This window comes from Pseudomonas sp. P5_152, assembly GCF_033989915.1.
Classification (GTDB): Bacteria; Pseudomonadota; Gammaproteobacteria; order Pseudomonadales; family Pseudomonadaceae; genus Aquipseudomonas.
In genome coordinates this window covers 3,456,807-3,470,184 of sequence record NZ_JASFAH010000002.1, presented here as the reverse complement: position 1 = coordinate 3,470,184, position 13,378 = coordinate 3,456,807, and the positions used below count along the sequence as shown (strand labels likewise).

At 62.1% G+C, this 13,378-nt stretch carries 9 protein-coding genes; all 9 read right to left on the bottom strand.

Translation table 11 applies throughout. From position 1 onward, the window contains the following. Positions 1–18: 18 nt before the first annotated feature. Positions 19–2,589 (bottom strand): glucans biosynthesis glucosyltransferase MdoH, encoded by a 2,571-nt coding sequence (gene mdoH / locus QMK50_RS15730; protein WP_095167309.1) that lies wholly within the window; start codon positions 2,587–2,589, stop codon positions 19–21. Next, positions 2,582–4,354 carry a glucan biosynthesis protein G gene (locus tag QMK50_RS15725; protein WP_371917581.1) on the bottom strand — a complete coding sequence of 591 codons (1,773 nt, stop codon included), beginning with the start codon at positions 4,352–4,354 and terminating at the stop codon, positions 2,582–2,584. The genes mdoH and QMK50_RS15725 overlap by 8 nt, the downstream gene beginning before the upstream one ends. A gap of 334 nt (positions 4,355–4,688) precedes the next feature. Further along, the gene (gene dtd / locus QMK50_RS15720) at positions 4,689–5,126 is read right to left on the bottom strand and encodes a D-aminoacyl-tRNA deacylase (protein WP_095167311.1); all 438 of its coding nucleotides are present in this window, start codon (positions 5,124–5,126) and stop codon (positions 4,689–4,691) included. Beyond that, complete coding sequence (pip, locus tag QMK50_RS15715; protein ID WP_320333453.1) at positions 5,123–6,094, bottom strand: prolyl aminopeptidase; 972 nt, start codon at positions 6,092–6,094, stop codon at positions 5,123–5,125. Before pip ends, dtd begins: the two co-directional genes overlap by 4 nt. A 227-nt stretch (positions 6,095–6,321) precedes the next feature. Further along, a complete protein-coding gene (gene hutG / locus QMK50_RS15710) occupies positions 6,322–7,122 on the bottom strand; it encodes an N-formylglutamate deformylase (protein ID WP_320333452.1) in 801 nt (266 codons plus the stop codon). Positions 7,123–7,132: 10 nt separating this feature from the next. Beyond that, complete coding sequence (gene hutI, locus QMK50_RS15705) at positions 7,133–8,338, bottom strand: imidazolonepropionase (RefSeq protein ID WP_320333451.1); 1,206 nt, start codon at positions 8,336–8,338, stop codon at positions 7,133–7,135. Between the two features lie 17 nt (positions 8,339–8,355). Further along, a complete protein-coding gene (locus QMK50_RS15700) occupies positions 8,356–9,765 on the bottom strand; it encodes an amino acid permease (RefSeq protein ID WP_095167318.1) in 1,410 nt (469 codons plus the stop codon). Between the two features lie 106 nt (positions 9,766–9,871). Beyond that, the gene (gene hutH / locus QMK50_RS15695) at positions 9,872–11,410 is read right to left on the bottom strand and encodes a histidine ammonia-lyase (RefSeq protein ID WP_095167320.1); all 1,539 of its coding nucleotides are present in this window, start codon (positions 11,408–11,410) and stop codon (positions 9,872–9,874) included. Between the two features lie 253 nt (positions 11,411–11,663). Then, complete coding sequence (hutU, locus tag QMK50_RS15690) at positions 11,664–13,346, bottom strand: urocanate hydratase (protein ID WP_159993232.1); 1,683 nt, start codon at positions 13,344–13,346, stop codon at positions 11,664–11,666. Between the last annotated feature and the right edge of the window lie 32 nt (positions 13,347–13,378).

The following is a 13,378-nucleotide window of genomic DNA, read 5'->3' as shown; positions in this document are numbered from 1 at the left end:
ATCGGCGGGGCTTTTTCATCAGGCCGGTTGTGCCTGCAAGCTCAAGGGCTTGAGCGGCAACAGCGGCGCATGGGGGTCGGCTTTCACCGAAGCCCGCCAGGCGTCCAGCCAGTCGGCGTGGCCTTCGCTCCAGACCTGCTCATGCAGGCGAGCCAGGGCTACCGGGTCGCTGAGCAACTGCAGGCGCTCATGGTTGTTCAAGCCGGCCGGGCCGACTTTCAACGCGTGGCGTACCCGCTCGGTGCGCAACCACTCGATCGGCTCGGCCTGACCGTGACGCGAAGTCGCCAGCGCACACGCCAGGGCGTTCTGCTGCGGGTCGACCACGGCGCGGATGAAGCCGTCGTTCAGGGCGTGCCAGCGGTTCTCGTGGGTGTACTGGTCGGTTGCCAGCAAGGCCTGTGGCGGATTGTATTCCTCAGGAATCAGGAACAGGCTCTCGTCACGGGACTTCAGGCCCAGGCCCACACGGCTGGAGATCACCGACACCGGGATCGACAGCATCAACGAACCGACGATCGGCACCAGCCACCACAGGAAGCTCGGGTTCAGCCAGATCACCAGCAAGGCCCAGAAGAAGCCCAGCAGGGTCTGCGGACCGTGACGCTTGACTGCCTCGCTCCAGGGCGTGGAGTCATCGTCACGCTGTGGCGAGTTCCAGGTCGCGGCCCAGCCGAGGAACGCGGCGAGCACAAACCGGGTGTGGAAAATCATCCGCACCGGCGCCAGCAACATGGAGAACAGCATCTCCAGGAGCATTGACAGGGTGACCTTGAACTTGCCGCCGAACTCTTTCGCGCCCTTGGCCCAGATCAGGATGATGCTCAACAACTTCGGCAGGAACAGCAGCACGATGGTGGTCGAGAACAGCGCGATGGCCTTGTCCGGGTGCCATTGTGGCCACAGCGGATACAACTGGCGCGGTTCCAGGAAGTACTGCGGCTCCATCAGCGTGTTGACCGCCAGCAGCGCCGTCGACAGCACCAGGAAGAAGAACCACAGCGGTGCCGACAGGTAGGACATCACGCCCGTCAGGAACACCGCACGGTGCACCGGGTGCATGCCCTTGACCAGGAACAGGCGGAAGTTCATCAGGTTACCGTGGCACCAGCGACGGTCACGCTTGAGTTCGTCCAGCAGGTTGGGCGGCAGTTCTTCGTAGCTGCCCGGCAGGTCGTAGGCAATCCACACGCCCCAGCCGGCACGGCGCATCAGCGCGGCTTCAACGAAGTCGTGGGACAGGATGGCACCGGCAAACGCGCCTTTACCGGGCAACGGCGCCAAGGCGCAGTGCTCGATGAACGGCTTCATGCGGATGATCGCGTTGTGCCCCCAGTAGTGGGATTCGCCCAACTGCCAGAAGTGCAGGCCGGCGGTGAACAGCGGGCCGTAGACCCGGGTGGCGAACTGCTGCATGCGCGCATACAGGGTGTCCATGCCCGACGCCCGTGGCGCGGTCTGGATGATCCCGGCGTCCGGCGTGGCTTCCATCAAGCGCACCAGGCTGGTCAGGCATTCACCGCTCATCACGCTGTCGGCGTCGAGGACCACCATGTACTTGTAGTCACCCCCCCAGCGACGGCAGAAGTCGTCGAGGTTACCGCTCTTGCGTTTGACCCGACGGCGACGGCGGCGATAGAAGATCTTGCCAAAGCCCTTGGCTTCGCGGCAGACATCCAGCCAGGCTTGTTGCTCGGCGACACAGATATCGGAGTCGTTACTGTCACTGAGGACGAAGAAATCGAAACGATCGAGATCGCCAGTGGCGGCCACCGATTCGAAGGTTGCGCGCAAACCGGCAAACACCCGTGGCACGTCTTCGTTGCAGATCGGCATCACCAAGGCGGTGCGGGCGTCTTTGGGAATCGGCTCGTTGCCGGCACTTTTACCGGAGATGCGGTATTTATCGTGACCGGTCAGCAGCTCGAGGAAGCCCATCAGCGCGGTCCAGAAACCGGCCGAGACCCAGCAGAACAGAATCCCGAACAGAATCAGGATGCTGGTCTGCAAGGCGTATGGCAGCACTTGCGTGGCGGTCTGCATCAGCGGTTGATGCAGGACTTCGTTCAGGTCGACGAACGACCAGCCCTGGTACGGCATGATGCCTTTCATGTACCAGCCGGCAACGATGGTCTGCCCGAGCATCAGCACCAGCAGGATGTAGCGGCGAATCGAACCGACGGTGCGCCAGCGCGCGGCCGGCAGCACACGTTCATCCTTGGGCGGTGCCGGCGGATTGGTGCGACCGGTCAGCCGACGCCAGCCGCGCACCAGGATATTGGTACGCCACGGCTCGGGCACGACCTTGGTCCGACGGATCGGCGGGGTGGCTTTCAGGCACACCCGGCCGCTGGCGTCGAGCACCAGCATCTCGGCCTCTTCCAGCTCCTCGGCGGAGTTGAGGGTCAGGCGACGGCCGACCGAGGCCTGTGCGGCCTCGCTCGGTGCGTCGAAGGTCGACGAGGACAGGCGTTCATGCAGTTCGCTGAAGGATTTGCAGCCCGCCAACTCGGCGCGCTGCTCATCGGTCATCGGCAAATGCGCCAGATACTCGCTGAGCGACTCTGGCTGTGCTTGGGAATTACTCATCGGCAGGCAACTGATAGCTCCAGGTCTCGGTCAAGACTTCTTCAGTCGGCGCCGATTCCGGTGTGGCTGGGGCCGCTTCGGCAGCAACTGGCTGCTTGGCGTCTTTGTTGTCCTTGGTCTTGCTCTCGGCAGCGGGCTTGGCGTCAGCCTGTTTGGCGTCCGCTTGCTTGGCTTCTGCCTGCTTGGCTTCCTTGTCCGCTTTCTCTTGCTGCTTGGCGGCCACTTTGTCGGCCTTGGCCACCGAGGAATTGGAGCTTGGCAGCGAAGTCTTGGTCAGGTCCGCCGGCACGATGGGCTGCACCAGGGCCGCACGCATCTCGGTCGACTTGCTCGGGTCCTTGATCTTCATCCGCAGGGTCAGGCGCCAGCCCTTGGTTTCAGGGTTGTAGCGCACGCTGTTCTCGACCAGCTCGGCATTGTCACCCACGCTGACCTGGCTACGAACGTCGGCCTCCGGCGGCAGGGCTGCCAGGGATGGACCTTCGAAATCCACCAGGTAGGCAACACTGCCATCTGGCTGACGAATCAGGTTGGATTGCTTGACGTCGCCGGTGGAACGCAGGGTCTGGCTGACCCACGCGCTATCCGGGGCGTGCAGGGCTGCTTCGTCGATGGTCCAGTGCAGGCGATAGGCTACATCCAGTGGCTGGCCAGGCTCCGGCAGTTTTTCCGGGCTCCAGAAAGCCACGATGTTGTCGTTGGTTTCGTCGGCGGTAGGAATTTCCACCAGGTCGACCGAACCCTTGCCCCAATCACCTTTTGGCTCGATCCAGGCGCTTGGGCGCTTGTCGTAGCGGTCGTCGAGGTCTTCATAGTGGCTGAAGTCGCGGCCACGTTGCAGCAGGCCAAAACCACGTGGGTTCTCTACCGAGAAGTTGCTCACGGCCAAGTGTTTCGGGTTGTTCAGCGGACGCCAGATCCACTCGCCGTTGCCGGCATGGATCGCCAGGCCGCTGGAGTCGTGCAGCTCGCGACGGTAGTTGAGGACCTTCGATGGCTGGTTGGCGCCGAACAGGAACATGCTGGTCAGCGGGGCGATGCCCAGCTTGCTGACCTTGTCACGCAGGAACATCTGCGCCTTGACGTCGACAATGGTGTCGCTGCCAGGACGCAGGGTCAGGCGGTAGGCGCCGGTGGCACGTGGCGAATCCAGCAGGGCGAAAATCACCAGGTGCTTGTCGCCCGGCTTCGGCTGCTCGATCCAGAACTCGGTGAAACGCGGGAATTCTTCACCCGACGGCAGCGCGGTATCAATCGCCAGGCCACGGGCCGACAGCCCATAGGTATGGCCCTTGCCGACGACGCGGAAATAGCTCGCGCCGAGCATGGTCATGATTTCGTCTTGCTTGTCGGCCTTGTTGATCGGGTAAAGCACACGGAAACCGGCATAACCCAGTTGTTCGGTGGCCTTGGGATCAAACTTGACGTCGCCGAAATCGAAACGACTTGGGTCGTACTTGATCTCTTCGACGGTGTTGGCCGTGATTTCGTTGATTTTCACCGGCGTATCGAAATGCATGCCCTGGTGATAGAACGACAGCTTGAACGGGGTCTTTTTATCGGCCCATTCAGCTTTTTCGGTCAGGAAACGAATTTTTTGATAGTCGGCGAATTTCATTTCGCGAAATTCGTTCGGCAGATTGCTGCGCGGAGCCTCGTATTTCTGCCCAGCCAGCTCTTTTGCCTTGGCCGACACATCGTTCAGATTGAATGCCCAAAGCTGGCCGGCGCTGAGCAGGCAAAACAGGGCAGAGCCTGTCGCCAGTGCGTTTCGTAACCGTTTGGCAGACAATTTTGGTGCAGTACAGGGACTAACAATCACGAGCAACCCTCGCCGAAAACAGATCAAAAAACCAACGGCCAGCTATCTATATGCCAGGTTGGCGAGCATTGTTCCGACTCCGATGGGGCAAAATGATTCCCCAAACGGTCGTGAACAAGTCTCTACCTAAGTCAAAAATGGGCCAACGAACGCTGATCCCCGTAGCGCGGGATTATCTAGTAGCCCGCGTTACAACGCATCAGGGGTAACAAAGTATTTATTGCGAAAAACCCCTGTTTCACCCCGAAACAGCCCTGAAAAGATGTTTCAAACGCTTTCAGGTCTGCAACAGGAAGGTCACCGGGCCATCATTGACCAGATGCACCTGCATATCCGCGCCAAATCTGCCTGATGCCACATTGCCATGCAACTGCTGTGCTTTGCCTAGTAAATAGTCAAAAAGCTCTTCGCCCAGTGCCGGAGGGGCAGCGGTCGAAAAGCTCGGGCGCAGGCCATTTTTGGTGTCGGCGGCCAGGGTGAACTGCGAGACCAACAGCAACCCCCCGCCGACATCGGCCAAGGACAGGTTCATCTTGCCCTCGGCGTCGCTGAATACCCGATAGTTAAGCAGCTTCTGCACAAGTTTGTCGGCGCTGGCCCGGGTATCGTCGGGTTCAACGGCCACCAGGACCAGCAAGCCCTGGTCGATCGAGCCGACAACCTCCCCCGCTACCTCGACGCGCGCGCCACGCACGCGCTGCAACAGGCCCTTCATGCTTCTTCAGGCGGCAGGTCGAGCAGGCGCCGCGCCATCTGGTTGGCAGCCCGCACCAGGGCATCGGTGATACCCAGCTCGGAGGCAGCGTGCCCGGCGTCGCGGATCACCTGCAGTTCACTGTTGGGCCAGTTCTGGTGCAACTCCCAGGCATTGTCCAACGGGCAGATCACGTCGTAGCGGCCATGCACGATGACGCCAGGCAGGTGGGCGATCTTGCCCATGTCGCGAATCAGCTGGTTGGGTTCCAGGAAGGCGTTGTTGGTGAAGTAGTGGCATTCGATCCGGGCAATCGACAGCGCGCGCTGCGGCTCCGAAAAGCGATCGACCACCAGCGGATTCGGGCGCAGGGTCGCGGTGCGGCCTTCCCAGAGCGACCAGGCCTTGGCCGCATGCATCTGGGCAATCTGGTCGTTGCCGGTCAGGCGCTTGTGAAAGGCGTTGAGCAGATCGTCACGTTCGTCCTGGGGAATCGGCGCGATGTAGTCCTGCCAGTAATCAGGGAACAGGCGGCTGGCGCCGGCCTGGTAGAACCATTCGATTTCCTGCGGGCGGCAGAGAAAAATCCCGCGCACAATCAGGCCGTGCACGCGCTCTGGGTGGGTTTGTGCGTAGGCCAGGGCCAGGGTCGAACCCCAGGAGCCACCGAACAGCACCCACTTGTCGATGCCCAGGTGCTGGCGAATCCGCTCCAGGTCGGCAACCAGGTCCCAGGTGGTGTTGTTTTCCAGGCTTGCGTGCGGGGTCGAACGGCCGCAACCACGCTGATCGAAAGTGACAATGCGATACAGATTCGGATCGAAGTAGCGCCGGCTCTGCGCATCGCAACCCGCCCCCGGGCCGCCATGAATGAACACCACCGGCAACCCTTCCGGTGATCCGCTTTCGTCGACGTACAGGGTATGGGTTTCATCGACGGCCAGATCGTGCCGGGCGTAAGGTTTGATCTGCGGGTACAAAGTCTGCATTGCGCGCTCCGTAAGGGGTCGAGGTCATCCCTGGGGGGACTTCTATTATTCTGCCGTTGGGCATCATAAACCCGAATAGCGCAATGAGCATGTCCCTGAAGAAAATACGGTTTTTGCGGCGCCGGCGAGGGTCCTTTCCCACGCAAACTTGCAGGGCGAATGCAAGACTTGCAAACACCCAGAATCACTGTGGGAAAGCAGACCGCCTCAGACGCCCTTACCACTCCTCAACCGTATCGCTGCCGCCCCCAGGCCAACATCCCTTGCAGCAGTTGCTTGAGCACCACCTGGGTCGGAGCGGCCAGGTCGGGGCGGTAGCGGAACGGCTCGAACTCTTCCATATAGGTGCACTGCCCCAACTCCAGTTGCACCGCATGAATGTTTTCGTCCGGGTTGCCGTAATGCCGAGTGATGTGGCCGCCCTTGAAGCGCCCGTTCAACACGTGACTGTAATCGCTGTGGCCAGCACAGATCGCTTCCAACTCGGTCGCCAGCGTCGGATCGCAACTGGCACCGTTGAAGGTGCCGAGGTTGAAGTCCGGCAGCTTGCCTTCGAACAGGTGCGGGATCACCGAGCGAATCGAGTGCGCGTCGAACAGCATGGCATAGCCGAACTCGGCCTTGAGCCGCGCCAACTCCTGCGCCAGCGTGCGGTGGTACGGGGTCCAGACCTGCTCCAGATAACGTGCGCGCTCCTCGGCAGACGGCTCCAGCCCTTCGCGGAACAACGGCACGCCGTCGAACAGGGTCGCCGGGTACAGGCCGGTGGTCGCGCCGACGTACAGCGGCTTGTCGTCAGACGGACGATTGAGATCGATGACGAACCGCGAATACTCCGCCGCCAGGGTGCTGGCGCCCAGTTCCTGGGCGAACTCGTAGAGTGTCGGAATGTGCCAGTCAGTGTCCGGCAGGCTTTGCGCGGCGGGGATCAACCCGGCCTCGACGGCTGGCGTCAGGCGCACACCGGCGTGCGGCATGCTGATCAGCAGCGGCACCCGGCCTTGTTGGAAGTTCAGAACCTTATCCACAGCTGCTCTCCTAAATCTCGACTTCAACGCCGTGACGCACGACGCGTTTTTCCAGGTCACCACCCAACCAGTACGACAGGTCGGCCGGACGATCGATCTGCCAGGCGACGAAGTCGGCAACCTTGCCCACTTCCAGCGAACCGTGGGTATCGGCCATGCCCAGCGCAGTGGCGGCGTGGATTGTCGCGCCAGCCAAGGCTTCCTCCGGCGTCATACGAAAGCAGGTGCAGGCCATGTTCAGCATCAGGCGCACCGACAGGGCCGGCGACGTGCCGGGGTTGAGGTCGCTGGCGATGGCGATTTTCACGCCGTGCTTGCGCAGGGCATCCATCGGCGGCAACTGGGTTTCGCGCAGGAAGTAGAACGCCCCAGGCAGCAGTACGGCTACCGTACCGGCCGCGGCCATGGCGATGGCGTCGTCTTCGGTCATGAACTCCAGGTGATCGGCCGACAACGCCTGATAACGCGCCGCCAGGCTAGAGCCATGCAACGACGACAACTGCTCGGCGTGCAGCTTCACGGGCAGACCCAGCTTCTGCGCGGCGATGAACACCCGCTCTACCTGCGCCGGCGAGAACGCCAGGTATTCGCAGAACGCATCCACCGCATCCACCAGCCCTTCAGCCGCCAGGGCCGGGAGCATCTCGTTGCAGATATGCTCGATGTAGTCGTCGCTGCGATCGGCGTACTCCGGTGGCAAGGCGTGGGCCGCCAGGCAGGTGGTGCGCACGCTGACCGCAAACGCCTCACCGAGGCGCCGGGCGACACGCAGCATCTTGCGCTCGCTGACCAGGTCCAGACCGTAGCCAGACTTGATCTCGATGCTGGTGACGCCGTCGCGCAGCAGGCTTTTCAGGCGCTTGGCGGCACTGGCGAACAGTTCGTCCTCCGTTGCGGCACGGGTCGCGCGCACGGTGCTGGCGATACCCCCGCCGGCGGCAGCGATCTCGGCATAGCTGACGCCTTGCAGGCGCTGTTCGAATTCGCCGCTGCGGTTGCCGCCAAACACCGTGTGCGTGTGGCAGTCGATCAGGCCCGGGGTCACCCAGGCCCCCGCGAGGTCATGGACCTCGGGGTAATAATCGGACGGCAGCTCGCTGCGTGGGCCGATCCACTCAATGTGCGCACCTGACGTCACGATGGCGGCATCCTCGATGATCGAGTAATTGCCTTGGGCCATGCTTGCAACGTGGCAGTGTTGCCAGAGAGTTTTCATCCCAGGCCTCCGTTAGGTTATCGATGGGACATGGAAGGGTCGCGACTCACCTCGACCGCCGTTGGGGCAGCCGGCTTGACCCACAATTTATAAGCAATCACCAGCAAGACGATCCACACCGCACCGACTACCAGCGCTGCCTGGGTGCTCGGGAAGTAACCCAGCACACCAAATACAAACAGCATGAACACTATCGCGGCCGCCGGCGCATAAGGCCAGAACGGTACCGGGAATTTCAGCTCGGCGACTTGCTCGCGGGTCATCGAACGACGCATGGCCACTTGGGTCACCAGGATCATCAACCACACCCAGACGGTGGCGAAAGTCGCGATCGAGGCGATCACCAGGAACACATCCTTGGGGATCAGGTAGTTCAACACCACGCCGCCCAGCAACGCTGCGCCCATGACCACCACGGTCATCCACGGCACGCCCTGTTTCGACAGCTGGGCAAACCCCTTGGGTGCGTGGCCCTGCTGCGCCAGGCCGTACATCATGCGTCCGGCACCGAAGATATCGCTGTTGATCGCCGATACTGCCGCCGAGATCACCACGATGTTAAGCACAGTTGCCGCCGCGCCGATGCCCAGGCTGTCGAAGATCTGCACGAACGGGCTGCCCTGGCTGCCAATCTGTGGCCATGGGTAGATCGCCATCAACACAAACAGGGTCAGCACGTAGAACAGCAGGATCCGCAGAGGCACCGCATTGATCGCCCGTGGAATCACCCGTTGTGGGTCCTTGGCTTCACCGGCAGTGATACCGATGATCTCGATGCCGCCGAATGCGAACATCACCACCGCCAGGGAGGCAATCACACCGCCGATGCCATTAGGCATGAAACCACCGTGGGCCCACAGGTTGCTCAGGCCGGGAGCCGTTTCAGTGCTGGCCGTGCCGATGCCGAAGAGCATGATGCCAAAACCGCCGAGGATCATCGCGACGATGGCGGCGACTTTCAGCAGCGACAGCCAGAACTCCATCTCGCCGAAGACCTTGACGTTGCACAGGTTCAGCCCGCCGATCAGCAGCACGATGCCCAGCACCCAGATCCAGCGCGCGACTTCCGGGAACCAGAAGCCCATGTAGATGCCGAAGGCCGTGACGTCGGCCAGGCAGACGATGATCATCTCGAAGGCGTAGGTCCAGCCCAGGATGAAGCCGGACATGGGCCCCAGGTAGGTGCTGGCGTAATGGCCAAAGGAACCCGAGACCGGGTTGTGCACGGCCATCTCGCCCAGGGCGCGCATGACCATGAACACCGCGGCGCCACCAATCAGGTAGGCCAGCAGCACGGCCGGCCCGGCCATCTGGATGGCCGAGGCGGAACCGTAGAAAAGCCCGGTGCCGATCGCCGACCCCAGTGCCATGAAGCGAATATGTCGGGCGGATAGCCCGCGTTTCAAGCCTTTGTCTGGCTGTTGCATTGCTCGTCCCTATTATTTTTGTCGAAGCAAATCGATTCGCAGGCAAACCTGCTCCCACAGGTTCAGCGCAATCCTTGTGGGAGCCGGCTTGCCCGCGATGGGGCGCTTACAGGCTCGGCAGCAACTTCGCCGTCACCAGTTCATTCAAGCAACGCGAAGCCAGCAGCTCGCTGGCGGCGTTGATGTCCGGCGCGAAGAAGCGGTCTTTCTCGTAGAACGGCACTTTGGCGCGCAAGGTGCTGCGGGCTTTTTCCAGTTTCGACGAGGTTTTCAGGCCGTCGCGCAGGTCCAGGCCCTGGCAGGCAGCCAGCCACTCGACTGCGAGAACGCCACGGGTGTTTTCAGCCATTTCCCACAGGCGCTTACCTGCCGCCGGGGCCATGGACACGTGGTCTTCCTGGTTGGCCGAAGTCGGCAGGCTATCTACCGAATGCGGGTGCGCCAGGGCCTTGTTTTCACTGGCCAGGGCCGCCGCAGTCACCTGGGCGATCATGAAGCCGGAGTTGACGCCACCGTTGGCCACCAGGAACGGCGGCAGTTGCGACATGTGCTTGTCCATCATCAACGAAATGCGGCGCTCGCTCAGGGAGCCGATTTCCGCGATGGCCAGGGCCATGTTGTCAGCGGCCATCGCCACTGGCTCGGCGTGGAAGTTGCCGCCGGAGATCACATCGCCTTCGCTGGCGAAAACCAGCGGGTTGTCGGACACGGCATTGGCTTCGACGGCCAGCACTTCAGCGGCCTGGCGGAACTGGGTCAGGCAGGCGCCCATGACTTGTGGCTGGCAACGCAGGGAGTACGGGTCCTGGACCTTGTCGCAGTTCTGGTGCGAATCAGATACTTCACTGCGCTCGCCCAGCAGGTCGCGGTAGGCTGCGGCCGCGTCGATCTGGCCTTTCTGGCCACGGGCAGCGTGGATGCGCGCGTCGAACGGCGAGCGCGAACCCAGCACGGCTTCCACGGTCAGGCCGCCCAGTGCCAGGGCACCGGCGAACAGGTCTTCACCTTCAAACAGACCACGCAGGGCGTAGGCCGTCGATACTTGGGTGCCGTTCAGCAGCGCCAGGCCTTCTTTGGCAGCCAGGGTCAGCGGCGCCAGGCCGGCGACTTTCAGCGCCTCGGTCGCTTCCAGCCATTCACCCTTGTAACGGGCCTTGCCTTCGCCCAGCAGGACCAGCGACATGTGGGCCAGGGGCGCGAGGTCACCGGATGCACCGACCGAGCCTTTGAGCGGGATGTGCGGGTACACCTCGGCATTGATCAGGGTGATCAAGGCGTCGATCACCACCCGGCGAATACCAGAGAAACCACGGCTCAGGCTGTTGACCTTGAGCACCATGATCAGGCGCACCAGCGCATCGCTGATCGGCTCGCCAACACCGGCGGCGTGGGACAGCACCAGGGAGCGCTGCAGGTTTTCCAGGTCTTCGCTGGCAATGCGGGTCGAGGCCAGCAGGCCGAAACCGGTGTTGATGCCGTAGGCGGTGCGGTTTTCCGCGAGGATCTGTTCCACGCAGGCCACGCTGGCGTCGATCTGTGCCGAAGCACTGTCGTCCAGGGTCACACGCACCGGCTGCTGATACACGGCACGCAGTTGGGCAAGGCTCAGTTGGCCTGGGATTAGGTTCAGCGCAGTCACATTCATTCTCCTTTTGAGAGTTTATTAACCAGACGCTCCGGAAGTATCCGTTGTCCGTCGCTTCCCGCTTTTGAGGGGTGGCGCCTTGGCACGCTGGTCTTGGTTAGAAGTCAGTACAAATCGGCAAATGTCTCTTGCAGCGAGGCCGGGTCTTTCAACAGCATGGTCATTAATCCACGGTTTTCAGCCTGCACAAGCAATCTCTGCCGACATCACTGATGCAGGAGCTGGCTGCCCGCCGGCTCCTGCGGGTAGTGCGTTACTGGCCGGTGATCATCGGCAGGTTCAGGCCCTGTTCCTTGGCGCAGTCGATCGCGATCTGGTAACCGGCGTCGGCGTGGCGCATTACGCCAGTGGCCGGGTCGTTGTGCAGGACACGAGCGATACGCTCAGCCGCTTCGTCGGTACCGTCGCAGACGATCACCATGCCCGAGTGCTGGGAGAAGCCCATGCCGACGCCGCCGCCGTGGTGCAGGGAAACCCAGGTCGCGCCGCTCGCGGTGTTGAGCAGGGCGTTGAGCAGTGGCCAGTCGGACACGGCATCGGAACCGTCCTGCATCGATTCGGTTTCGCGGTTCGGGCTCGATACCGAACCGGAGTCCAGGTGGTCGCGGCCGATCACGATCGGTGCCGACAGCTCGCCGCTGCGCACCATTTCGTTGAACGCCAGGCCCAGCTTGGCGCGCAGGCCCAGGCCAACCCAGCAGATACGTGCCGGCAGACCCTGGAAGCTGATGCGCTCGCGCGCCATGTCCAGCCAGTTGTGCAGGTGCGCGTCGTCCGGGATCAGTTCCTTGACCTTGGCGTCGGTCTTGTAGATGTCTTGCGCGTTGCCCGACAGTGCAGCCCAACGGAACGGGCCGATGCCACGGCAGAACAGCGGACGGATGTAGGCCGGTACGAAGCCTGGGAAGTCGAAGGCGTTTTCCACGCCTTCTTCTTGCGCCATCTGACGGATGTTGTTGCCGTAGTCGAAGGTCGGAATCCCCATTTTCTGGAAGTCGAGCATCGCCTTGACGTGCACCGCCATCGATTGCTTGGCGGCTTTGACCACGGCAGCCGGCTCGGTCTTGGCACGGGCGCGGTACTCTTCCCAGGTCCAGCCGGCCGGCAGATAGCCGTTCAGTGGGTCGTGGGCGCTGGTCTGGTCGGTGACCATGTCCGGGCGTACGCCACGCTTGACCAGTTCCGGCAGGATCTCTGCCGCGTTGCCCAGCAGCGCGATGGAAATCGCCTTGCCTTCCTTGGTGTATTTTTCGATGCGTGCCAGCGCGTCGTCGAGGTCGGTGGCTTGCTCATCGACATAACGGCTGTTCAGGCGGAAGTCGATGCTCACTTGCTGGCATTCGATGTTCAGCGAGCAAGCGCCAGCCAGGGTTGCAGCCAGAGGCTGGGCGCCACCCATGCCGCCCAGGCCTGCGGTCAGCACCCAACGGCCTTTGAGGTCAGCGTTGTAGTGTTGGCGACCGGCTTCGACGAAGGTTTCGTAGGTGCCTTGGACGATGCCCTGGCTGCCGATGTAGATCCAGCTGCCGGCGGTCATCTGGCCGTACATGGCCAGGCCCTTGGCATCCAGTTCGTTGAAGTGTTCCCAGCTGGCCCAGTGTGGCACCAGGTTGGAGTTGGCGATCAGTACGCGCGGAGCGTTGGCGTGAGTCTTGAATACGCCGACCGGCTTGCCGGATTGCACCAGCAGGGTCTCGTCGTCATTCAGGTTGGTCAGGCTTTCGACGATCTTGTCGTAGCATTCCCAGTTACGCGCTGCGCGACCGATACCGCCATAAACCACCAGTTCTTTAGGGTTCTCGGCAACTTCCGGGTCGAGGTTGTTCATCAACATGCGCAGCGGCGCTTCGGTCAGCCAGCTCTTGGCGGTCAGTTTGTTACCGCGGGCAGCGCGGATTTCAACGTCACGGTATTTCGTAGGCTTATTCTCGGTCACGAACAGAACTCCTCAGCAATCAATCCAAACCA